17 protein-coding genes and 4 tRNA genes are annotated in these 21,873 nt (G+C 59.2%); 12 read left to right on the top strand and 9 right to left on the bottom strand.

The features are described 5' to 3' along the window. Positions 1–31 precede the first annotated feature (31 nt). Positions 32–1,057, bottom strand: a complete 1,026-nt coding sequence (locus PJ259_RS11820) for an outer membrane protein assembly factor BamD (protein ID WP_271652945.1) — start codon at positions 1,055–1,057, stop codon at positions 32–34. A gap of 188 nt (positions 1,058–1,245) precedes the next feature. On the opposite strand from PJ259_RS11820, the gene rluD reads away from it, so the two are divergent. The 11 genes from rluD to PJ259_RS11765 all read left to right on the top strand — a co-directional run bounded on the left by rluD (position 1,246) and on the right by PJ259_RS11765 (position 12,823). Next, the gene (gene rluD / locus PJ259_RS11815; RefSeq protein ID WP_271652944.1) at positions 1,246–2,205 is read left to right on the top strand and encodes a 23S rRNA pseudouridine(1911/1915/1917) synthase RluD; all 960 of its coding nucleotides are present in this window, start codon (positions 1,246–1,248) and stop codon (positions 2,203–2,205) included. Next, a complete protein-coding gene (pgeF, locus tag PJ259_RS11810) occupies positions 2,202–2,933 on the top strand; it encodes a peptidoglycan editing factor PgeF (protein ID WP_271652943.1) in 732 nt (243 codons plus the stop codon). The genes rluD and pgeF overlap by 4 nt, the downstream gene beginning before the upstream one ends. A gap of 130 nt (positions 2,934–3,063) precedes the next feature. After that, positions 3,064–5,628 (top strand): ATP-dependent chaperone ClpB, encoded by a 2,565-nt coding sequence (clpB, locus tag PJ259_RS11805; RefSeq protein ID WP_059316086.1) that lies wholly within the window; start codon positions 3,064–3,066, stop codon positions 5,626–5,628. Positions 5,629–5,790: 162 nt separating this feature from the next. Then, positions 5,791–5,866: transfer RNA gene (locus PJ259_RS11800), tRNA-Asn, on the top strand. Positions 5,867–5,876: 10 nt separating this feature from the next. After that, positions 5,877–5,953, top strand: a tRNA-Pro gene (locus PJ259_RS11795). A 5-nt stretch (positions 5,954–5,958) separates the two neighbouring features. Beyond that, positions 5,959–6,034 (top strand) — tRNA-Lys (locus tag PJ259_RS11790). Between the two features lie 344 nt (positions 6,035–6,378). Next, positions 6,379–6,912 (top strand): GspH/FimT family pseudopilin, encoded by a 534-nt coding sequence (locus PJ259_RS11785; protein WP_271652942.1) that lies wholly within the window; start codon positions 6,379–6,381, stop codon positions 6,910–6,912. Further along, positions 6,913–7,509 (top strand): type IV pilus modification protein PilV, encoded by a 597-nt coding sequence (pilV, locus tag PJ259_RS11780; RefSeq protein WP_271652941.1) that lies wholly within the window; start codon positions 6,913–6,915, stop codon positions 7,507–7,509. Positions 7,510–7,512: 3 nt separating this feature from the next. Continuing rightward, a complete protein-coding gene (locus tag PJ259_RS11775; RefSeq protein WP_271652940.1) occupies positions 7,513–8,301 on the top strand; it encodes a PilW family protein in 789 nt (262 codons plus the stop codon). Then, positions 8,298–8,912, top strand: coding sequence for a pilus assembly PilX family protein (locus tag PJ259_RS11770; RefSeq protein WP_271652939.1), 615 nt, complete (start codon positions 8,298–8,300; stop codon positions 8,910–8,912). Before PJ259_RS11775 ends, PJ259_RS11770 begins: the two co-directional genes overlap by 4 nt. Next, positions 8,909–12,823, top strand: coding sequence for a pilus assembly protein (locus PJ259_RS11765; RefSeq protein WP_271652938.1), 3,915 nt, complete (start codon positions 8,909–8,911; stop codon positions 12,821–12,823). Before PJ259_RS11770 ends, PJ259_RS11765 begins: the two co-directional genes overlap by 4 nt. Positions 12,824–12,893: 70 nt before the next feature. Here PJ259_RS11765 and cyoE read toward each other — a convergent pair whose 3' ends face one another. The 6 genes from cyoE to PJ259_RS11735 all read right to left on the bottom strand — a co-directional run bounded on the left by cyoE (position 12,894) and on the right by PJ259_RS11735 (position 18,146). Next, entirely contained in the window at positions 12,894–13,778 is an 885-nt protein-coding gene (gene cyoE / locus PJ259_RS11760) for a heme o synthase (RefSeq protein ID WP_271652937.1), read from the bottom strand. Between the two features lie 14 nt (positions 13,779–13,792). Beyond that, the gene (gene cyoD, locus PJ259_RS11755) at positions 13,793–14,131 is read right to left on the bottom strand and encodes a cytochrome o ubiquinol oxidase subunit IV (protein ID WP_059316080.1); all 339 of its coding nucleotides are present in this window, start codon (positions 14,129–14,131) and stop codon (positions 13,793–13,795) included. Next, complete coding sequence (locus PJ259_RS11750) at positions 14,131–14,745, bottom strand: cytochrome o ubiquinol oxidase subunit III (RefSeq protein ID WP_059316079.1); 615 nt, start codon at positions 14,743–14,745, stop codon at positions 14,131–14,133. Before PJ259_RS11750 ends, cyoD begins: the two co-directional genes overlap by 1 nt. A gap of 3 nt (positions 14,746–14,748) precedes the next feature. Continuing rightward, positions 14,749–16,737, bottom strand: a complete 1,989-nt coding sequence (gene cyoB, locus PJ259_RS11745; protein ID WP_271652936.1) for a cytochrome o ubiquinol oxidase subunit I — start codon at positions 16,735–16,737, stop codon at positions 14,749–14,751. A 3-nt stretch (positions 16,738–16,740) separates the two neighbouring features. Then, entirely contained in the window at positions 16,741–17,664 is a 924-nt protein-coding gene (gene cyoA / locus PJ259_RS11740) for a ubiquinol oxidase subunit II (RefSeq protein WP_059316077.1), read from the bottom strand. 406 nt (positions 17,665–18,070) lie between these two features. After that, positions 18,071–18,146 (bottom strand) — tRNA-Thr (locus PJ259_RS11735). Between the two features lie 291 nt (positions 18,147–18,437). On the opposite strand from PJ259_RS11735, the gene PJ259_RS11730 reads away from it, so the two are divergent. After that, positions 18,438–19,436 (top strand): SDR family oxidoreductase, encoded by a 999-nt coding sequence (locus PJ259_RS11730; RefSeq protein ID WP_271652935.1) that lies wholly within the window; start codon positions 18,438–18,440, stop codon positions 19,434–19,436. A 317-nt stretch (positions 19,437–19,753) separates the two neighbouring features. Here PJ259_RS11730 and PJ259_RS11725 read toward each other — a convergent pair whose 3' ends face one another. Continuing rightward, positions 19,754–21,208, bottom strand: a complete 1,455-nt coding sequence (locus PJ259_RS11725; RefSeq protein WP_271652934.1) for an O-antigen ligase family protein — start codon at positions 21,206–21,208, stop codon at positions 19,754–19,756. A gap of 42 nt (positions 21,209–21,250) precedes the next feature. Continuing rightward, positions 21,251–21,688 (bottom strand): pilin, encoded by a 438-nt coding sequence (locus PJ259_RS11720; RefSeq protein WP_271652933.1) that lies wholly within the window; start codon positions 21,686–21,688, stop codon positions 21,251–21,253. Positions 21,689–21,873: the final 185 nt, after the last annotated feature.

Below are 21,873 nucleotides of genomic sequence, written 5' to 3'. Positions count from 1 at the left end.
TGGCTTCCCCTTTTTCACGTCTGGTGCTGGATCAGTCGAACAGACCAAAGGTCAGGCGGCTGAACCAGGAACGCTTGGCCGGAGCCGGCGTCGCGCCACCGGCCTTTTCGGCTTCGGCCGGGTCGACGATGCGCAGCTCGGGCGCCAGGTTGTCACGCTCTTCCTGGTACTTGCGCTGGATGTCCTGGCTGGCACGGGTCTCACCGGGCGGCAGCGGATCGCTCGGGCGATCGATCAGGCCCAGGGTCGCGCGGGTCAGCCAAGAGCGCTGCTGATCCTTGTCGTCCGGCTCGCGCAGCTGGAATTCGCCATCCTTGAGGCTGACGTTGTCCGGGTAGTTGAGCTTGAGGGTTTCCAGGCTGGTGGCCGCCAGGTCGTTGAGGCCCAGGTGCTTGTAGGCTTCGGTCATGATCGCCAGGCCGTCACCCACGGACGGCGTGCCCTGGAAGTTCTCGACCACGTAGCGGCCGCGGTTGGCGGCGGCCACATAGGCCTTGCGGGTCAGGTAGTAGTGGCCGACATGCACGTCGTAGGCCGCCAGCAGGTTGCGCAGGTAGACCATGCGCGCCTTGGCGTCCGGCGCGTAGCGGCTGTTGGGGAAGCGGCTGGCGAACTGGGCGAAGTCATTGAAGGAGTCACGCGCCGCGCCCGGATCACGCTTGGTCATGTCCAGCGGCAGGAAGCGCGCCAGCAGGCCGCGGTCCTGTTCGAAGGAAGACACGCCCTTCATGTAATAGGCGTAGTCGACATTAGGGTGCTGCGGGTGCAGGCGGATGAAGCGATCCGCCGCCGTGCGCGCTGCCTCGGGCTCGCCATTCTTGTAGTTGGCGTAGATCAGCTCCAGCTGGGCCTGTTCGGCATAGCGACCGAAGGGATAGCGCGACTCCAGGGCCTTCAGCTTGCTAATGGCGTCCGTGTAGCTGCTGTTGGAGATATCGCGCTGAGCCTGAGTATAGAGCTCGCCTTCCGGCATGTTTTCCGGAACCTCGGGCGCTTTCGAGGAGCAGGCGGCGGTGAGGACTAGGCTGGTGACCAGCAGCAGGTGCTTCAATTGCATGGCGGCTTGGATTCCCCGAAACGGTCGGCGGTGCAGGGATGAGGGCGGAAGGCACTCACCTAGCCTGTGACGGGGCCGGAACCGTCCTGTTATGATGATCGACCCGGAATGCCGGGGCAAAAAAGTCGCCGTATTTAACCACAGGGTCGGGCCGATTCCAAAAGCCCCGCCATTGCCCGCGCAGATCCATGTCCGAATCCATCGTTCTCAATGCCGAAGTCCCCTACGAACTTGGTGGCCAGCGCCTCGATCAGGTCGCTGCCCAGTTGTTCGCCGAACACTCCCGCTCGCGTCTCGCCACCTGGATCAAGGATGGCAGCCTGACCGTCGATGGCGCCGTGCTGCGCCCACGTGACACCGTGCACGGCGGGGCCCAGCTGGCACTGCGTGCCGAGCGCGAAGCCCAGGGCGAGTGGGTTGCCCAGGACATCGAGCTGGACATCGTCTACGAAGACGATCACCTGCTGGTGCTCGACAAGCCGGCCGGGCTGGTGGTGCATCCGGCCGCTGGCCACGCCGATGGCACCCTGCTCAATGCCTTGCTGCACCATGTGCCGGGACTGGAAAGCGTGCCGCGCGCCGGTATCGTCCATCGCCTGGACAAGGACACCACCGGTCTCATGGTGGTGGCCAAGACCCTGGAGGCCCATACCCACCTGGTCGCCCAGCTGCAGGCGCGGTCGGTGAGCCGCATCTACGAAGCCATCGTCGCCGGGGTGATCGTCGCCGGGAGCACGGTCAATGCCCCCATTGGTCGGCATTCGCAGCGGCGTCAGCAGATGGCGGTGATCGCCGGTGGCAAGCCCGCCGTCAGTCACTACCGGGTGCTGGAGCGCTTCCGCGCCTATACCCATACCCGGGTCAAGCTGGAGACCGGCCGGACCCACCAGATCCGCGTGCACATGACCCACGTCGGTTTCCCCCTGGTAGGCGATCCGGTCTACGGTGGTCGCTTCAAGATTCCGCCAGCGACCAATCCGACCCTGATCAAGACCCTGCGCGAGTTTCCGCGCCAAGCGCTGCATGCCCGCTTTCTCGAACTGGATCATCCGGTGACTGGTGAGCGTCTGCGCTGGGAATCGCCGCTGCCGGAAGATCTGGTCTGGCTGCTCGATCTGTTGCGCCAGGACCGGGAGTCCTTCGAGTGACAGGCGCTGACTGGCTGCGGCCGGACTGGCCGGCGCCGGTCGGCGTCCAGGCCTGCGTCACCACCCGTGCCGGTGGTGTCAGCCAGCCGCCTTTCGCTAGCTTCAACCTCGGTAACCACGTCGGCGACGATCCGGCGGCAGTCGCGGAAAATCGTCGGCGCCTGGGCGAGGCGCTTGGCTGCCAGCCGGCCTGGCTCGAACAGGTGCACGGCACCGACGTGGTCGAGGCCGATCCGGCTCGGGTGCTGTGCGCCGATGCCGCGTGGACTGAGACGCCCGGCGTTGCCGTGACCATGATGACCGCGGATTGCCTGCCGGCGTTGTTCTGTCGCCGCGATGGTTCGCGCGTCGCGGCGGCTCATGCCGGCTGGCGCGGTCTGGCCGGTGGCGTACTGGAAGCTGCCGCCGCCAGCCTGGAGGTAGCGCCCGCCGAGGTGCTGGTCTGGTTGGGCCCGGCCATTGGGCCGGCCAGCTTCGAAGTGGGCGCCGAGGTACGCGAGGCTTTCATCGCCCAGCACGCCGAGGCGGAACGCTGCTTCATGGCGCGAGGCGGAGACAAGTACCTGGGTGATCTCTACGCCCTGGCTCGCCTGCGGCTCGCTGCCCAGGGCATCACTGCGGTATATGGCGGCGGCTTCGATACCTTCGCTGATCACCAGCGCTTCTTTTCCTATCGGCATGCCTCTCGCACGGGTCGCTTCGCTAGCCTGATCTGGATCAATCCCTAGGTCTTTTTTCGGGATGTCAAGCCTCTTTGGCTTGAATCGTTACGCATCGCCCCTATCTAAAGGTCATTCCCGCGGGTAATCGAAAGCGCCGTCTGCCGCGCTGTCCCGCGTTTCAGATAGGACCTTGCCCATGCGTATAGACCGTTTTACCAGCAAACTGCAGCTCGCCCTAGCGGATGCCCAGTCCTTGGCCGTCGGCCATGACCATCCGGCCATCGAGCCGCTACACCTGTTCTCCGCTCTGCTCGAACAGCAGGGTGGTTCCATTTCCCCGCTGCTGCGCCAGGTCGGCTTCGATCTCGCCAGCTTGCGCAAGACCCTGGCCGAAGAGCTGGACAAGCTGCCCAAGATCCAGACGCCCACGGGCGACGTGAATCTCTCCCAGGACCTGGCGCGTCTGCTCAACCAGGCCGATCGCCTGGCCCAGCAGAAGGGTGACCAGTTCATCTCCAGTGAACTGGTCCTGCTCGCCGCCATGGACGAGAACACCCGTCTCGGCAAGTTGCTGCTGGGGCAGGGCGTTTCGCGCAAGGCGCTGGAGAACGCCATCAACAACCTGCGCGGTGGCGAAGCGGTCAACGACCCCAATGCCGAGGACAGCCGCAAGGCCCTGGACAAGTTCACCGTCGACCTCACCAAGCGCGCCGAGGACGGCAAGCTCGATCCGGTGATCGGCCGTGACGACGAGATCCGCCGCACCATCCAGGTCCTGCAGCGCCGGACCAAGAACAACCCGGTGCTGATCGGCGAGCCTGGCGTCGGCAAGACCGCCATCGCCGAAGGCCTGGCCCAGCGCATCATCAACGGCGAGGTGCCTGACGGCCTCAAGGACAAGCGCCTGCTGGCGCTGGACATGGGTGCCCTGATCGCTGGTGCCAAGTTCCGCGGCGAGTTCGAGGAGCGTCTGAAAGGTGTGCTCAACGAACTGGGCAAGCAGGAAGGCCGCATCATCCTGTTCATTGACGAACTGCATACCATGGTCGGCGCCGGCAAGGCCGAGGGCGCCATGGATGCCGGCAACATGCTCAAGCCGGCCCTGGCCCGTGGCGAGCTGCATTGTGTCGGTGCCACTACCCTCGACGAGTATCGCCAGTTCATCGAGAAGGACGCGGCCCTTGAGCGGCGCTTCCAGAAGGTGCTGGTGGATGAGCCGAGTGAAGAAGACACCATTGCCATCCTGCGTGGCCTCAAGGAGCGCTACGAGGTGCACCATAAGGTAGCCATCACCGACGGCGCCATCATCGCCGCGGCCAAGCTGTCCCATCGCTACATCACCGATCGCCAGCTGCCGGACAAGGCCATCGACCTGATCGACGAAGCCGCCAGCCGCATCCGCATGGAGATCGATTCCAAGCCCGAGGCGCTGGATCGTCTGGACCGCCGGCTGATCCAGCTCAAGGTGGAGCGCCAGGCATTGAAGAAGGAAGAGGACGAGGCCGCGCGCAAGCGTCTGGAAAAGCTCGACGAAGACATCGCCCGCCTCGAGCAGGAATACGCCGACCTGGAAGAGATCTGGAAGGCCGAGAAAGCCGAGGTGCAGGACTCTGCCCAGCTGCAGCAGCGCATCGAACAGGCACGCATCGAGCTGGAGGCAGCCCGTCGCAAGGGTGACCTCAACCGTATGGCCGAGCTGCAGTACGGCACCATCCCCGATCTGGAGCGCAGCCTGCAGATGGTCGACCAGCACGAGAAGCCGGCCAACCAGCTCCTGCGCAACAAGGTCACCGAAGACGAGATCGCCGAGGTGGTCTCCAAGTGGACCGGCATCCCGGTCAGCAAGATGCTCGAAGGTGAGCGCGACAAGCTCTTGCGCATGGAAGACGCCCTGCACAACAGGGTGATCGGCCAGGACGAGGCGGTCACCGCGGTGGCCAATGCCGTGCGCCGGTCGCGGGCGGGGCTGTCCGATCCGAATCGCCCCAGCGGCTCCTTCCTCTTCCTCGGCCCGACCGGGGTGGGCAAGACCGAGCTATGCAAGTCGCTGGCGGAGTTTCTCTTCGATACCGAAGACGCCATGGTGCGCATCGACATGTCCGAGTTCATGGAGAAGCACTCCGTGGCTCGGCTGATCGGTGCGCCGCCCGGCTATGTCGGTTATGAGGAGGGCGGTTACCTGACCGAGGCCGTACGGCGCAAACCTTATTCGGTGGTCCTGCTGGACGAAGTGGAGAAGGCCCATCCGGACGTCTTCAATATCCTCCTGCAGGTGTTGGACGACGGCCGTCTGACCGACAGCCAGGGCCGGACGGTGGATTTCCGTAACGCGGTGATCGTCATGACTTCGAACCTGGGCTCGGCGCAGATTCAGGAACTGGTCGGCGACCCCGACGCCCAGCGCGCGGCGGTGATGGATGCGGTAGCGAGCCATTTCCGCCCCGAGTTCATCAACCGGATCGACGAGGTGGTGGTGTTCGAGCCCTTGGGCCGCGAGCAGATCGCCGGCATCGCCGAGATCCAGTTGCAGCACCTGCGGCAGCGACTGGCCGAGCGCGATCTGCAGCTGGAACTGACGCCCGAGGCCTTGGACAAGCTGGTCGCGGTGGGCTACGACCCGGTCTACGGCGCGCGTCCGCTGAAGCGGGCTATCCAGCGCTGGATCGAGAACCCGCTGGCCCAGCGCATCCTGTCTGGCGCTTTCGCGCCGGGCAGCCGGATTCAGGGCAGTGTGGAGGATGACGAGATCGTCTTTGCCTAGGAAAACACCGGGCGACTTCAAGGTCGCCCGGCTTTCTACATAAATTTGTGAAAAAACAGCAGGCTAGGTGTTGACGTCTGTTTCTACTTCCGTAAAATGGCGCACCTCACTTACGGCAAAGCCTGAAGGGCTTTACGGTAAGCGGGGTTGGAAGACCGAAGTTCCGCGATAGCTCAGTCGGTAGAGCAAATGACTGTTAATCATTGGGTCCCTGGTTCGAGTCCAGGTCGCGGAGCCACTTCCAGTTTCGGGGTATAGCGCAGCCCGGTAGCGCGCCTGCTTTGGGAGCAGGATGTCGGGAGTTCGAATCCCCCTACCCCGACCATATTTGGGTCGTTAGCTCAGTTGGTAGAGCAGTTGGCTTTTAACCAATTGGTCGTAGGTTCGAATCCTACACGACCCACCATTTCTACCAGGAACCCTCCGCAAGGAGGGTTTTTGCGTTTCTGGGGCAGCCTTTTCTGTATGTTGTTCACCTGCGCCACGTTCGAATGAAGCGGCGGGGCAGGCCATTCGCCGCCGATTCGTCATCACTCAGCAATGGCTTTCGTGCCGGGACAAGCGAGTAAAGCTTTCCTGTTCTCTTGCTGAAAATCCCTTTTCCTTTCGCGCAGCGCTCTAACCCGGCCATCTCCATCGAACCCCTTGATTCAAGCGACATCTCACGCCTATCGAGCCGATATTCGGTAGTAACGACGCTTTGTAGGCTGGCTACGCTCAGGTGAGACAACGGGTTTCTAGGCGGCGGGGATGCAGTCAAAACGCCTCTTGGGTTTCACTCTCATCGAAGTACTGGTGGTCGTAGCGCTGCTGGGCATCGTCACGGCGCTGGCGGCACCTGGCTTTGCCAATCTGGTGCAGAGTAATCGAGTCCAGGCGGCGGCTGGGGAATTGCAGCGTGCCCTTTATTACGCGCGCAGTGAGGCCATGAGTCGGGGTGTGAATGTCATCGTCACCACCGATCCAGAAGATGCCAATGGTTGGATGGGTGCACTGAAGATCACTACGGCCAAGACGGTCGTGCTACCGACTGCGGAGGTCTTGCGCCAGTACAGTGGCGGATTGGGCAACGGCGTCAATGGGACCGGAGCCGTGGGCGGCACTCCGCTCGCCAGTCTGACCTTCCAGCCCAACGGCAGTTTGAAATTGACTGGCGAGGCCACCATTCGCGTCTGCGCTACCAATGCACTCACCCAGGGCAAGCAATTCACGCTCAGCCAGGGTGGAGTGCTGAGCGTGATCGACTACGTGCCTAATCGTCCCAGTACCGTGGGGTGCAGCTAGATGAGGCGCCAGCAGTGTGGATTCAGCATGATCGAGGTGCTGGTCAGCCTGGTGATCATCTGCATCGGCGTACTTGGCATGGTGGCCCTGCAGACGCGCAGCGTGGCACTGTCTCAGGATTCGGTGCAGCGCAGTAACGCCATGGTACTGGCCAATGACTTGCTTGAACTCATGCGCAGCAATCGCGATCAGCTAGTGGCCAGTGACAAGGTCAAGATCGACGGGGCCTATATCAAGCAGCCCGGGACTAATTTCCGCACCAGGGCGCTGGATGCCGGCAAGACCTGCCTAAACCGGGATCGATCCGCGGGAGGCGAAACGGTGGCGGGGCAGGATCTGGGCTGCTGGCTGAATCAGGTGAAAGCCTTGTTGCCGGTCACGGACGCTCTGATCGCCAGCAGTTTTGCAGTCTGTCCGGCGTCCGGCATACCGCCGCTACCGTCCACCGATCCCTCCGGCAATACCACACCGCTCAAGGCCTGCGAGACCACGGCGGTGGCACCGGTAATGGTGGTGGTGGCCTGGCAGGACGTCAGCAGCGATTCGCTGAATTGTCCCAAGGGCGTCTGCTACTACGCCTTGCGCTCGGAGTTGTAGGCCATGCTCATCATATCGCGTGGACAGAAGGGTTTTTCACTCATCGAGATGATGATCGCCCTGACCGTGGGTACCTTCCTGGTGCTGGGCGTCTCGCAGATCTATATCAACAACAAGCGCAGTTTTCTCTTCCAGCAAGGCCAGACCGGCAATCGCAACAATGCCCAGTTGACCTTGCAGGTACTTGATCGGCAACTCGCGCGCACCGGCTTCCGCGCCGACATCCGCTATCAGGGCAATTTGGAGGCGGCCTTTCCCAGGATTGACTCCAAGGAAGATCTAGTCGATGGCATCAAATGCCCTGTCTTTGACCCTGGCGTTACCATTGGCGCGACTACGGACAGCGTAGAGGTGCCTACCGGGGTCTGCATTCGCTATCAGGGGGCGCTGGACGGCAAGGACCTGGATTGCCTGGGTAATGTCATTCCTCGGGTGAATCTCAACACCGGCGGTAATATCTTGATAAAGCTGCGATACACGGCAAGCGATATCCCAGGCAATGGCACGCTGAGATGCACGGTCTGGAGCGAACGAGAGGGCATTCTAACCTTCAAAGGTAGCGAGGTGCTGGTGCAGGGGTTGCAGGACTTCCGCTGGTCCATTCCACCCAAGGCGGATGCGCCCGCGGTGCGTTATGCGGCGCTACTCAACACCCGTGAGGCGCTACCCAGTGACGTGGCCAGCAACGCGGCTGCCAACTGGCAAACCCTGACAGGGCTACAGATCGCTGACACCAGTCGACCCATGCAGATACTGCAGAGTACCGTCACCCTGAGGAATCTTGCGCTATGAGTCGAGTCAGCGTCAGGCAACGCGGTGCGACCTTGCTGATCGCTCTGGTGATGTTATTGCTGCTGTCGCTGCTGGCTGCCTCCAGCATGCGTCAGACCTTGCTGCAGGCCCGCAGTGGCGGCGCTGCCCTGGAAAACACCCAGGCCTTCAATGCTGCGGAGGCGGCGTTGCGCGAAGGTGAGCGGCGATTGGTGGCGCTCAGTCAGCAGCCATCCTTCACGGCGTTCAGTGCAGGTTTCGCCAGCTGCCTCGACAGCGTGCCCACCTTGAGCAAGGCGTTCGCCAAAACCCCTAGCGGTGACCTCTGTATCCTGACCAAGGTCAGCGACCTTAATACCAGTGCCTTGACCCAGGCCTGGGCCGCCGCGGCGCTGCAGGCAAATCAAAGCGATCCTCTGGCACCCACGCCGCGTACCGTGGCGTATCGGGGTTCCGACGGCAGTGCTTCTTTTGTGCAGACGCCGCGCTGGGTGGTAACGGCTATCGGCAGCAACTCGGTCGACGTCTCCGCGCCGGCCACCAACCTGTTTCGGGTCACTGCTGTCGCTCAAGACAGGGGCGGACGCTTCCCGGTCATTCTGCAGAGTGTCGTCTTGCTGGAGGTACCATGAGGCGAGCCGTGTCAGGTGCTGGGTCCCTAACCCTGCTGGTGACCCTGACCGCGCCGATTGCTCAGGCCGCGGCCTTGAATCTCAGTCAGCAGCCACTATTCCTGGCTAACAGTGTTGGCGCCAATCTGTTCGTTACTTTGGATAATTCCACCAGTATGCAAATGGCGGTAGTGCCCGATGCCTCCAATACCGACGCCATCCGACCGACTCGTCGAGCTAAGTCCGCGGCCTTCAACAGCCTCTATTACAACCCGTCGATCACCTATCCGGCACCCTATGCGGTTACTTATAGCACTGCTGGTGGCCTGACCCGTACGCGGCTGAGCACCAGCTTCACCAGCGCCTATGTCAATGGCTACCGCTCCAGTCTGGGTAGCGTTAATTTGGCCAGCGACTATCGCGTGAGCTGGAGCTACAACCCCAATCTGGTCACTACCGATCCCAATGTGGCGCGGGGCAGTTCTTACGGAAATCCGGGGCTGCAGAACAATAGTCCGAGCATGTTGGCAGAGAATCCTTCCCAGGATTTTTTCAGTAGCGGCACCTACCATGGAACCAGCTCGACCTATGGCACCCTCACACTGCTCAACATTTTGTTGGGTACCGGCTTCACTGAGAACATCAACGGCGCCCAGGTCAGCATTAGCGATGCCTCCTTGCTCGAGCGATTGCTCACGGGGAGGGCGCTCAATGGTGGCTGCTTGGCGAGCATCGCCAACACGTCAGCCGTTACCTACAGCAATGTCACCTGCGCTCGTAATGTGAACTATGATTTCCTTGGGCTGATTTCCTCGGTCAACTACACGGTCACGGCCAATACCAATATTTCTGCTGCTATCACCGGCGTACAGGCCTATTACTATCTCTACGATACGACGCTCAGTACCTGTCTTCCTGCTACCCTGCAGACCGAAGGCTGCTATCGGCGAGTACTGGTCGGCGCCACTTCCGGCCCCAACGGCACGGACGAACGGCAGAACTTCGCCAATTGGTATTCCTTCTATCGCAGTCGAGCGTTGGCGGCTCAGACGTCGACAAACCTGGCATTGGCGGATGCTTCGGAAAATCTCCGCCTTGGTTGGCAGGCTCTGGGGACCAGTGATAGCTGCATTCTGGTGACGGCCAATGCCAACTGCCGTGGTATCAGCAACACGAGTTCGACGGCTTACGACAATCGCTTACGGCCCTTCACCGGGGCGCATCGGGCTGCCTTCTTTACTTGGTTGGGCGACGTCTACTACAACCAGAGCACACCCTTGCTGCAGGCCGTTGCTCGTGTCGGGGAATTGCTCAAGACTACGGGCAATGAGAGTCCCTATGCCTTTCAGCCTGGCACCAGCGAAGCGCCGGTCTACGGATGTCGCGCCAGTTATAGTTTGGTGGTCACCGATGGCATCTGGAATTCCGCGCTGAATTCCGGCAACGTCGATGGCACTGCTGCAACCCTTCCAGACGGGCAGCAATACTCCCCTCAGGCACCGTTTCAAGACGGTACGGCCAGTACCCTGGCGGATCTTGCCTTTCTCTATTGGCGTACTGATGCCCAGCCTGGCCTGGACAACAAGGTGCCCCCCTACAATACAGTCAGCACTAACGAGGCCCAGGGCACCCGAACGCTCTCCCCTTACTGGAATCCGCGCAACGATCCGGCGATCTGGCAGCACCTGACCGGCTTCTATGTCGGTATCGGGCTGAGCAGCGCCCTGGTCAATCCGGCCTGGGGCGGAGATACCTTTTCCGGAGGTTATTCCGGACTAGCAGCGGGTACCACGTCCTGGCCGGTGGCCGGCGCGGATAATTCGGTCAATCAGAACAATGTCTACGATCTCTGGCACGCTGCAATCAACTCGCGGGGGGAGTTCTTCAGCGCGGAAAACGCCAGCGATCTGATTACCTCCCTTGGTAAGGTCGTTACGCGGATCACCCAGTCCACCAGTGTCGGTGCCAGCCAGACGGTATCCCCTACTCAGGTAGGTGACACCACTGCGCTCTTTACCTATGCGCCTTCCTTTTCCAGCGCGGACTGGAGCGGAGATGTCATAAAGTACCAGCGTACCGCCACGACCCGTACGCGAATCTGGAGTGCAGCTCAAGATCTCGATACCCGCTTCGCGACCGGCAATAGCACCTTTGCCACGCGCAAAATCTATATGGCCAAGGGTGGTACCTTGACCGATTTCGCGTGGGCGAATCTGAGCGCGAGCCAGCAGACCAGCCTAAACCGGACCTCCGGTGGTGCCACCGACACCTATGGCAGTCGCCGGGTGGACTATCTTCGCGGAGATCGCGGTCAGGAAGCTCCCGGGGCTACGCCGGCGTTCCGGCCGCGCAGCCATATCCTCGGTGACATCGTGAATGCTTCACCGGTGGTAGTGGACAGTCCCAATAGTCCCATCGCCCTGATGAACGCGACTGTCGGCGACAATTCCTACGCCACGTTCCGCACTACCAATGCAGCCCGTGAGCGACGTATCTATGTGGGTGCCAACGACGGCATGCTGCATGCCTTCAACGACCAGGGGCAGGAGGTCTATGCCTTCGTTCCCAGCGCCGTCATCGGCACTCTCAACCGGCTGACCGAGCGCAGCTACAACGGCGGCGGGCATCAGTCCTATGTCGACAATACGCCGGTGGTGGGGGACGTCTATTTCAACGGGGCCTGGCGCACGGTACTGATCGGCACGCTGCGCGGGGGAGGGCGGGGCATCTTTGCGCTGGACATCACCAATCCAAATGCTCCGGTGCTGCTTTGGGAAAAGTCTGACGCCGACGCCAGCTACAAGGACCTGGGCTTCACCTACGCCCAGCCCGTCATTACCCGGCTGCATACCGGCGGCTGGGGCGTGGTGGTCAGCAATGGCTACAACAGTGCCCAGGACAACGCCGTGCTCTATGTAATGAACGTGGCCGACGGCAGCCTGATCAAGGCCTTGCCGGCCAGCGATAATATCGCCACACCCAACGGCCTGAGTTCGCCCTTCGTGGCCGATGTCGATGGCGACCTGATTGCCGATTACGCCTATGCCGGTGACCTCCACGGCAATCTCTGGCGCTTCGATCTGATCGGCACCTCCCTAACCGCAACGGCCGCAGCGGACAACTTCCGTGTCGCCTTCGGGGGGCGGCCACTCTATACCGCCCAGGCCAGCAGCGTGGCGCCCGGCACCACCAACTTCGTCCAGCCCATCACCGCCAGTCCTTCAGTGGTGGCTCACCCCAGTGGAACGGGACATCTGGTGCTCTTTGGTACCGGCAAATATCTCGAGGCCAGCGACGCCCTCGCCAACACCAGCAAGGCCATGACGCTCTATGGCATCTGGGACCGCCAGACCGATGGTTCGGCAGCCGGCAGTACCCCGGTGCTGACGATCGCCAACTTGCAGCAGCAGACCTTGGGCACCGACCAACGCATCAGCTACACCGGATCTGCCGGTTCCAGTGTAAGCAGTACTGCGAACACTGTTTCCACGACAGTGGTGAGCTATGACTCCACCACGGCTGCCAACGGCAAACAAGGTTGGTACCTTAATCTACCTCTGAATGGCGAATTGGTAATCAACAAGCCCCAGCTATTCAACAGCACCCTGTTAATGAGCTCCTTGATACCTAGTACCGATGCCTGTACCGCTGGAGTTACCACCTACCTCTATGCCCTGAACCCCTATACCGGCGGTAATAACAGTGGCCTATTCAATCTTGGACTCGACACGGTCTATGGACGTATTCAATTGGACGGTCTGCTTGGTGGCATAGTGCCTTTCCTCTACGGTGACGGTCGGTTCAGCCTAGAAGGTACCCTGGCTGATACGGCCATGTATGGTAGTGATGGCAGAGCCCAGGAAGGCGGTCTGCCTGGAAAGTCGCCGCCCAGTCGCCGCCAGACTTGGCGCGTCATTACCAACCAAGACTAGCAACCACAGTTTTTACAAAGGCATGAAAAAGCCCGGCACTAGGCCGGGCTTTTTCATGGAGCGGGGCGTCTCAACGCGCGTAGGTTACCAGCACGTCACCCGGGATCTGGAAATCCACCGACATCATCACGGACAGCGCGGTGATGGCGATGATGGAGAACCCGAACAGCTTGCGGGCCCACTGCACGTCATTTTCGGCCTGATAGCCCATGAAGGCCAGGCGCAGCCACCAGGCGCCGATCACGGCGGCCACTGCCAGGTAGACGTAGCCGGCATAACCAAGCACGGTCAACAGCAGGGTGGCGGCCAGGAAGGCTACGGTGTACCAGACGATGTGACGCTTGGTCACCGAGATGCCCTTGGCCACCGGCAGCACTGGAATCGAGGCCGCGGTGTAGTCCTTGAGACGGAATATGGCGATGGCGTAGGAGTGCGGCATCTGCCAGAGGCAGAAGATCAGCAGCAGCACCGCAGCGCCGCTGTCGAACTGGCCGCTGGCGGCGCAATAACCGATCACCGGCGGAGCGGCACCGGACAGGCTGCCGACCAGGGTACCGTGGACCGAGGCGCGCTTGAGCCAGAGGCTGTAGAGCCCCACGTATACCACGAACCCCATCACCGCGAAGGCGGTGGCGACCAGGTTGGTCGCCACGTAGAGCAGCCCCACCCCGGCCAGGCCGAGGAGGGTGGCATAGGCCAGCGCCACCTTCGAGGAGATCGTGCCCTGGACCAGGGCACGATTGCGGGTCCTTTCCATCTTCTGATCGATGTCCATATCGATCACGTTGTTGAACACACAGCCAGAAGCAATGACCAACGACACCCCGATAGCCGTCGCCAGCAGCAACAGCGGGTCGATGCTTCCTTTGGAAGCCAGGAAGAACCCGCCGGCAACCGAGATCAGGTTGCCGAAGATGATGCCCGGCTTGGTCACGAGAAGGTACTTCTTGATCATTACGTCGGCCCGGTTCAGTGGATCATCATGTTGTGGTGCATGTGGTACATGATCCACAGGGATCCCACGACCACGATACCGACGATGACCACGGTGAAACCAAAGGAGATCACGTTCCAACGCTGCTCTTCGGACGTGTTCAGGTGCAGGAAGAAGTACAGGTGCACCAGCAGCTGTACCACCGCCATGATCACCACGATCGCCAGGGTCGCGCCCTTGGAGAAGGTGGGGAACATCACCAGGCCGAAGGGAATGACCGTCAGGATGACCGACAGGATGAAGCCGACCATGTAGCTCTTGAAAGTGCCATGGCTTTCGGCGGTATGCCCGTGGGCGTTATGGTCGTGCGCCATTACAGCACCCCCATCAGATAGACGATGGTGAAGACGAAGATCCAGATGATGTCCAGGAAGTGCCAGAACAGGCTCAGGCACGACAGGCGGGTGGCATTGGTGGTGGTCAGGCCCTTGGAAGCGACCTGCAGCATCAACACGATCATCCAGATCAGACCCGAGCTCACGTGCAGGCCGTGGGTGCCGACCAGCGCGAAGAACGACGACAGGAAGGCACTGCGATCCGGACCGTAGCCTTCTTCGATCAGATGGTGGAACTCATAGACTTCCATGCCGATGAAGCCGGCACCGAACAGCCAGGTGACCGCCAGCCAGCCCAAGACGCCACCCTTGCTGCCATGGTGCTGGGCAATCATGGCGAAGCCATAGGTGATACTGGAGAACAGCAGCAGGAAGGTTTCGACCAGGACGAACGACAGTTCGAAGATGTCCTTCTGGGAGGGGCCATCAGCATGGGCCCCGCTCAGTACTGCATAGGTCGCGAACAGCGTCCCGAACAGAATGCAGTCGGTCATCAGGTAGGACCAGAAGCCGAACGTCTTCATCGATCCGGCGTCGTGGTGCCCATGCTCCTCGGCATGGGCGACTTCGTTATGCATAACTTGATTCGCCATTGGTTAGGCCTGCTTCAATTTCGCCAGGGACTGAATGCGCGCGTTTTCGATGCGTGCCACTTCTTCCGCTGGTACGTAGTAGTCGACATCTTCGTCGTAGCTGCGGACGACCGCAGTGACGATGCAGCCCACGAAGCTGGCGATGGCCAGCCACCAGATGTGCCAGATCAGGGCGAAGCCAAGGATCAGGGCGAAGAGGCTGATCACGATGCCGGCGCCGGTATTGCGCGGCATGTGGATCTGCTTGTAGTCCGCATCCTTCTTCTCGGTGATGCCTTTTTCCTTCATGCCCCAGTAGGCATCGATGTCGTGCACTTCCGGCACTTCAGCGAAGTTATAGAAGGGCGGCGGGGAAGAGGTGGACCATTCCAGGGTACGGCCATCCCACGGATCGCCCGTCACGTCCATGTTCTCCGGCAGATTACGATCGCGGATACTGACGTAGAACATCCACAGCTGGCTCAGGATCCCCAGGGCGATGATGCCGGCGCCGATGGCGGCGGTCACCAGGAAGGGGTGCCAGTCGGGGTTGTCATAGTGGTTCAGACGACGGGTCATGCCCATGAAGCCCAGCATGTACAGCGGCATGAAGGCGACATAGAAGCCGATCAGCCAGCACCAGAAGGCCTGCTTGTTCAGCTTCTCGTTCAACTTGAAGCCGAAGACCTTCGGGAACCAGTAGATCATGCCGGCGAAGTAGCCGAACACGGCGCCGCCGATGATCACGTTGTGGAAGTGGGCGATCAGGAACAGGCTGTTGTGCAGCACGAAGTCGGCACCCGGTACCGCCAGCAGAACGCCGGTCATGCCGCCGATGCTGAAGGTCACGATGAAGCCCAGGGTCCAGAGCATCGGCGAGGTGAACTGGATGCGGCCCTGGTACATGGTGAACAGCCAGGTGAAGATCTTCACACCCGTCGGGATCGCAATGATCATGGTCGCGATGCCGAAGAAGGCGTTGACGTTACCGCCCGAGCCCATGGTGAAGAAGTGGTGCAGCCAGACGATGAAGGACAGCACGGTAATGGCTACCGTTGCCCAGACCATCGACACATAGCCGAACAGACGCTTCTTGCTGAAGGTGGAGGTCACTTCCGAGAACACGCCGAAGGCCGGCAGGATCAGGATGTATACCTCGGGATGGCCCCAGGCCCAGATCAGGTTGGTGTACATCATCTGGTTGCCGCCGGCTTCCGCGGTGAAGAAGTGGAAGCCCAGGTAACGGTCCAGGGTCAGCAGTGCCAGGGTAACGGTCAGGATCGGGAAGGCTGCCATGATCAGGATGGCAGTACACCAGGAGGTCCAGGTGAAGATCGGCATGCGCATCAGGGTCATGCCCTTGGTACGCATCTTCAGCACGGTCACGAAGAAGTTGACGCCGGTCAGGGTCGTCCCGATACCGGAAAGCTGAAGGGCCCAGATGTAGTAGTCCATCCCTACGCCTGGACTGTACTTGATGCCTGACAGCGGCGGATAGGCCACCCAGCCGGTCGCGGCGAATTCGCCCACGAACAGCGACATCATGATCAGCACGGCGCCGGCCACGAACAGCCAGAAGCTCAGCGAGTTCAGGAAGGGGAAGGCCACGTCGCGGGCACCGATCTGCAGCGGTGTCACCACGTTCATCAGGCCGGCCACGAAGGGCATCGCCACGAAGAAGATCATGATCACGCCGTGGGCGGTGAAGATCTGGTCGTAGTGATGAGGTGGTAGGTAGCCCTCGGCCCCGCCAGAGGCGATGGCCTGCTGGCTACGCATGAGGATGGCGTCGGAGAAGCCGCGCAGCAGCATGATCAGGGCGACGATGAAGTACATCACGCCAATCTTCTTGTGGTCGACGGTGGTCAGCCACTCTTTCCAGAGGTAGCCCCACTTGCCGAAGTAACTGATCGCTCCCACCAATCCCAGGCCGCCCAGGGCGACCGCAAGGAAGGTTACGAGAATGATCGGCTCGTGATACGGAATATCCGCGAGAGTTAATTTACCGAACATGACTTATTCCTCGGTACCGTGTTGACCGCCGTGCTGGCTCATGTCCATCACGTGATCAGTCTGCTTGCTGAAGTCGGACTTCATGAACTTCTTGATGACCGTTCTGAACAGATCCGGCTCGACCGTCGAGTAGTAAACGACCGGCTGCTTCTCGCTGGGCTTGGCCAGCTCGGTGTAGCTCGCCTGATCCAGGGTCTTGCCACCCGACTGCTTGACCTTGTTTACCCAGGCGTCGAAATCACCGGCGGTGGGTACCGCGTGCACGGCAAAGATCATGTCGGAGAAGCCAGCGCCACTGTAGTTGGCCGAGCGGCCTTCGAACTCGCCGGGATGATCGGCGATCAGGTGCAGCTGGCTCTGCATGCCGGACATGGCGTAGATCATGCCGCCCAGGGCCGGGATGGACAGGGTGTTCATGACCGACTCGGAGGTGATCTTGAACTGCACCGGACGATTGACCGGGATGGCGATTTCATTCACCGAAGCGATGCCCTGCTCCGGGTAGATGAACAGCCATTTCCAGTCCATCGAGACCGCTTCGATCACCAGCGGCTGCTCGGGATGGTCGAGGGGCTTGAAGGGATCCAGTTCGTGGGAGGTCTTCCAGGACAGGATGCTCAGGAACACCACGATCGCCAGGGGGACCAGCCAGACCACGGCTTCGATCTTGTAGGAGTGAGCCCAGTTCGGGGTGTACTTGGCGTCCTTGTTGGTCGCGCGGTACTTCCAGGCAAACAGGAAGGTCATCACGATGACCGGGATCACCACGATCAGCATGAGGCCGAACGCTGTGTAGATGAGGTTGCGTTCTTGCACGCCGATGGAGCCTTTCGGATCCAGCAGCACGGCGTCGCACCCGCTGAGCAGCAGCGCGGCGGCACCGGCCAGAAGCCAACCGGTTGGTTTTAGATACTTCGTTAGTTTCATCTCACGACCTCAGTAGAGCGGCTCATCGTGGTTATTCTCTCAACGTGCCTGTCGCCAGCCTCATGCTCCGCAACGGACAGGCATCCGTGCGGCAGGCTGATGGATTGCAGAAATTGCGGGATTTCGCAGCGCGGTATGGTGCCACAGAGGGGCTGGATATTCGACCCTTTGGTCAGCCGCTGTTCAGCTATTGCCGACCGTCAAGAAAGCCGAAATCAGGCGGTGTAAGGCACTGTCATGCACTGGGTAAGAGTAGCTGAGCAGCAGGGAGTCGCCAGTTTGATCGGGCTTGTCCGGTTGGCCAGCAGGCAAGGTTCAGGTTGGGGAAGGGCGCAAAAAAGCGCGGCCCAAGGCGGCTAAGGCCTTGAAGGCTTTGAAAAGACAGGGCGAGGAAGAAGCAGAAGGATGGTGCCGGAGATAGGAGTCGAACCTACGACCTTCGCATTACGAATGCGCCGCTCTACCAACTGAGCTACACCGGCACGAAGCTTTCAATGATAAGTCTTCGGTTATCTGCTGTGCAAGCCTGGTTATTGAGTGTGCATGAAGGCCTGTGGCGATGTGTCGCACTGCTGCCTGCTCCGGATTTCGCAATTCGCCAATGCCTCTCGGCCTTACGCAATTGTTGAGAGGAGAGGTCAGCGGTCAGGAGCGAAGTCCATTCGGGAAACCTTTGCGGGAGTCGTCATACCTAATCCTTCGCGGAGCCAGCCTTGCCACAGCTTTACCCCAATGATCCTGCCAGCCGATAGCTGCCAATGCGGAGAGCCACGATGACCGATTACTCCCTCACTCGTCGTAATGTCCTTGTCGGCTCCGCCGTAGGGCTTGCCGCCGCTGCTTCAGGCGCTGCCGTCGCCCAGGAAGGCACCAGCGCGCCTCGCCCTGCTAGGCCGCTGCAGGACCCGCGCACCAAGTACATCCGTGAGCCCTTCAAGGAACAGCGCCAGGAGTGGCCGGCGCTGACCAGCAAGATGGAACCGCGTCCCGACCATGGCGAGACCAGCTATCACGGCTCGGGCCGTCTGGCCGGGCGCAAGGCCCTCATCACCGGTGGCGACAGCGGCATCGGTCGCGCCGTGGCCATCGCCTTCGCCCGCGAGGGGGCGGATGTGGCCATCAACTATCACCCTTCCGAAGAATCCGACGCCCAGGAGGTGGTCAAGCTGATCACCGAGGCCGGCCGCAAGGCCATCACCCTGCCGGCTGACATCCGTACCCAGGAGGCCTGCGAAGACGTCGTGAACAAGGCCATTCAGCAACTCGGCGGTCTGGATCTCTTGGTAAACAACGCGGCCTATCAGCAGAGCAAGGCGGACATCCTCGAGATCACCGACGAGCAATTCGACCGGACCTTCAAGACCAACGTCTATCACGTCTTCCGCTTCAGCAAGGCCGCCATCCCACACCTGCCGCCAGGCGCCAGCATTATCAATACCGTCTCGGTGAATTCCTACGATCCTGGCGAAGAACTGATCGACTATGCCTCAACCAAGGCCGCCATTCTCAACCTCACTAAGGGCATGGCCAAGCAATTGGCCAAGAAGGGCATCCGCGTCAACGCCGTGGCGCCGGGTCCGGTATGGACGCCGCTACAGGTAGCTGGTGGGCAATTGGAAGGGCAGATGAAGGAGTTCGGTCAGGACACGCCGCTAGGAAGGGCAGGGCAGCCGGCGGAGTTGGCGGGGCTCTATGTGGCGCTGGCGGAGGAGGATGCGAGTTTTAGTACGGGGACGGTGGTGGGGGCATTTGGGGGAAAGGGGATGCCGTAGATGTTGTCTGGGAGCATTCAGTTAGTAGCTTATGGGGAAGTAATAATGCCTCTTTGAGGCTGGTAGTGCCTAAGCGTGGTAATGCTCCGGCTTTCTAATTAATTAGAAAGCTTGTTTAAGTAAGGCTCTATGAGATGGGCGCAGGCGGTAGGATGGCAGTTATTCAACAGGCGCTGGAGGTAATAGTAATAAATCCTCACATTCTGCTGGATTTGTGCGTGAACTGGCTGCTGTAGTTGTCGCGTAATACGTTGAAGGGCTTGGTTGTGGTTGGATTATCGTACCTCTGCTCCCTCCTAATGGCATGGTATTATTTGTTAATCTTGTGTGTTTTTATATCCATGATTGGCTTCGCTTTGTTGAGTTTGATGGGGTTCGGTTGTCCATCCTTGAGACCAGAAGCGTGGCTTTGGTCCGTCTATATGAATTTTATAATAATGTTCTTCTGATTCCGGGACTGTAGGTGCCTCTAAAATTATTATTTTTGTAATTATAATTACTGAAAAAAGAGCGTAGGCTTTTATTATTCTGATTAAATTTTTTCTTGGTGGGGGTTTTGGTTCTTGGGGATGCTTTGCCATTAGAATTCCTACGAGGAGCGCTAGCCAGGTTTGTATGTAAGGCATGACGACCACGCCATCTACTTGTGATAATGCTACTGCTCCTAATAGGGCTACAATTGCTCCTTTCTCTAAATTGCCCGGTGTTCTTTTTTTTAAGGCGGCAATGTAATGATAGCCTGCGCTTATAGTTAGAATGCAGGTCGCCATTGTTGCAGGTGCGCCCCATTCTGCTAACCATTGCAAAAGCGCTTGATGGGGATGTGCTGCAATTGTATTGGGATTGCTTGCCAAGCCCATGGGCCCCAATCCAAAAAATGGATGTGATAGTGCGCTTTCCCAGGCGGATTTCCATAGAGTTCCCCGGCCGGTGAGATCGGCTCGAAGAGGGCTGTAACCCCAATTCTCAGTGTTTGAAACCCCTAATATCCACGGTATGATTTTTAATAAGCATGCGTACAATAGAAAGCCGATTATTGCGGTTTTTAGCTGTGTTATTATTACTTTTTTTTCGGATCTTATGATAAGGCATGCTATAAGATTTGCAAAAAATATCCCTGCGAAAAACCCTCTGCCTCCGAGAGTGTAGGCAATACACCAGTGGACTGTTAGCGTTGCTAGGATCGCATTCCCCAAAGTTTGGCTTTGGGTTTTTAAATGGGGGTGTAAGGAGGCCAGTAGTGGTATCAGTATGATTTGGAATTGTGCAAGGAAGCGCGGATTGTCAAAGCCGGGAAATAACAAGCCGGGATCCAGGTTTTTGACGCCGCTAATGAAGGCGCTTGTGTAATATATAATGAATTGAGAGGCAAGCAAAAAGCCTGTAATTAGTGCAATGTAAAACACACTCTCATATAGAGCTTTATGTTTTTTGGATAGATGATAGGTCGCTAGGATTGTCAAAAAAAGTCCTAAATATAGCGCCCACTCTTTCAGTGCCCAGGCCGTCTGGCTGGATAGTACGCAGGATACTAGTCCCAGTGAGAAAATAAATGCAATCGAACTGAGTCCGTTGAACTCGATTTTTTTGATTTTTAATAGGTAGTAGATTGAGCAAGTAGCGACAAAAAAAAGTTGCATTACTCTTTGTTGGTTGTGCCAGTTGTATTTCGGGGTGTAAATTATCAGTGCTGAAGAGGTGAATGCTGCAAGGAAAAATATTGATATTATTTGATGTTTTTTTAAGAGTATTTTTTTTATGTATTTTTTCATAATGAAAATGCCCCATTACTGGGGCATTGGTTAGATATCTTATTAGCTGGCGGTGCAGGCGCTGGGCAGGAACGAGGCCTTCCAGCCGGTAGGTCGAGAAGCTATATTACAAGTCCAAGCGCCAGCGGTTGTACGCCCGAGCTGAATGACTGCTCCATTTACAACAGGATTACCTGTGAGAGTACAGGTCAGCGCCGTAGCGGATGCCCCTGCAGTCGGAGCATTTACCGCAATGGTGCCGCAGCGATTGGTAGAGCCTGCTAGGCCCATATTTGCATTGGTATAGTACCCGGTGGCCTGTCCTTCATTTACGGCAGTTTCATAGGCGGTTTTAGCGCCTGTAATTTCTGCTAAACCACTAGTCACCTGGCTTTTCGCGACATAATCCTGATAAGCCGGAATCGCAATCGCCGCCAAAATACCAATGATCGCCACTACGATCATCAGTTCGATCAAGGTAAAGCCTTTTTGAGCTTTCATTCCAAATCTCCGAGGTTGGATCAGGCCAACGTGCCTGTCAGGGCTTAAGCATAGGCCGTGCCAACGGAAAATGGCGACTGCAGCACGTTTTCTTCGCAATGAGCATCAATAAAGGGGCAGGTGGTGACAAAAAATGTCAGCTACCTGGCGCCATTTTGCGGGCGGTCTTAGGGGTGCTATAAACC

Origin of the sequence: Pseudomonas sp. JBR1 (assembly GCF_028198185.1) — a bacterium.
In the GTDB taxonomy this organism is placed as follows: Bacteria; Pseudomonadota; Gammaproteobacteria; order Pseudomonadales; family Pseudomonadaceae; genus Chryseomonas; species Chryseomonas oryzihabitans_E.
This window is presented reverse-complemented; position numbering and strand designations above follow the sequence as displayed.

What these genes read in the sequence shown, in the direction of transcription:
- PJ259_RS11820 (WP_271652945.1), bottom strand. Translation starts at nt 1,057, where the DNA reads ATGCAATTGAAGCACCTGCTGCTGGTCACCAGCCTAGTCCTCACCGCC.
- rluD (WP_271652944.1), top strand. Translation starts at nt 1,246, where the DNA reads ATGTCCGAATCCATCGTTCTCAATGCCGAAGTCCCCTACGAACTTGGT.
- clpB (WP_059316086.1), top strand. Translation starts at nt 3,064, where the DNA reads ATGCGTATAGACCGTTTTACCAGCAAACTGCAGCTCGCCCTAGCGGAT.
- PJ259_RS11785 (WP_271652942.1), top strand. Translation starts at nt 6,379, where the DNA reads ATGCAGTCAAAACGCCTCTTGGGTTTCACTCTCATCGAAGTACTGGTG.
- pilV (WP_271652941.1), top strand. Translation starts at nt 6,913, where the DNA reads ATGAGGCGCCAGCAGTGTGGATTCAGCATGATCGAGGTGCTGGTCAGC.
- PJ259_RS11775 (WP_271652940.1), top strand. Translation starts at nt 7,513, where the DNA reads ATGCTCATCATATCGCGTGGACAGAAGGGTTTTTCACTCATCGAGATG.
- PJ259_RS11770 (WP_271652939.1), top strand. Translation starts at nt 8,298, where the DNA reads ATGAGTCGAGTCAGCGTCAGGCAACGCGGTGCGACCTTGCTGATCGCT.
- PJ259_RS11765 (WP_271652938.1), top strand. Translation starts at nt 8,909, where the DNA reads ATGAGGCGAGCCGTGTCAGGTGCTGGGTCCCTAACCCTGCTGGTGACC.
- cyoE (WP_271652937.1), bottom strand. Translation starts at nt 13,778, where the DNA reads ATGATCAAGAAGTACCTTCTCGTGACCAAGCCGGGCATCATCTTCGGC.
- cyoD (WP_059316080.1), bottom strand. Translation starts at nt 14,131, where the DNA reads ATGGCGCACGACCATAACGCCCACGGGCATACCGCCGAAAGCCATGGC.
- PJ259_RS11750 (WP_059316079.1), bottom strand. Translation starts at nt 14,745, where the DNA reads ATGGCGAATCAAGTTATGCATAACGAAGTCGCCCATGCCGAGGAGCAT.
- cyoB (WP_271652936.1), bottom strand. Translation starts at nt 16,737, where the DNA reads ATGTTCGGTAAATTAACTCTCGCGGATATTCCGTATCACGAGCCGATC.
- cyoA (WP_059316077.1), bottom strand. Translation starts at nt 17,664, where the DNA reads ATGAAACTAACGAAGTATCTAAAACCAACCGGTTGGCTTCTGGCCGGT.
- PJ259_RS11730 (WP_271652935.1), top strand. Translation starts at nt 18,438, where the DNA reads ATGACCGATTACTCCCTCACTCGTCGTAATGTCCTTGTCGGCTCCGCC.
- PJ259_RS11725 (WP_271652934.1), bottom strand. Translation starts at nt 21,208, where the DNA reads ATGAAAAAATACATAAAAAAAATACTCTTAAAAAAACATCAAATAATA.
- PJ259_RS11720 (WP_271652933.1), bottom strand. Translation starts at nt 21,688, where the DNA reads ATGAAAGCTCAAAAAGGCTTTACCTTGATCGAACTGATGATCGTAGTG.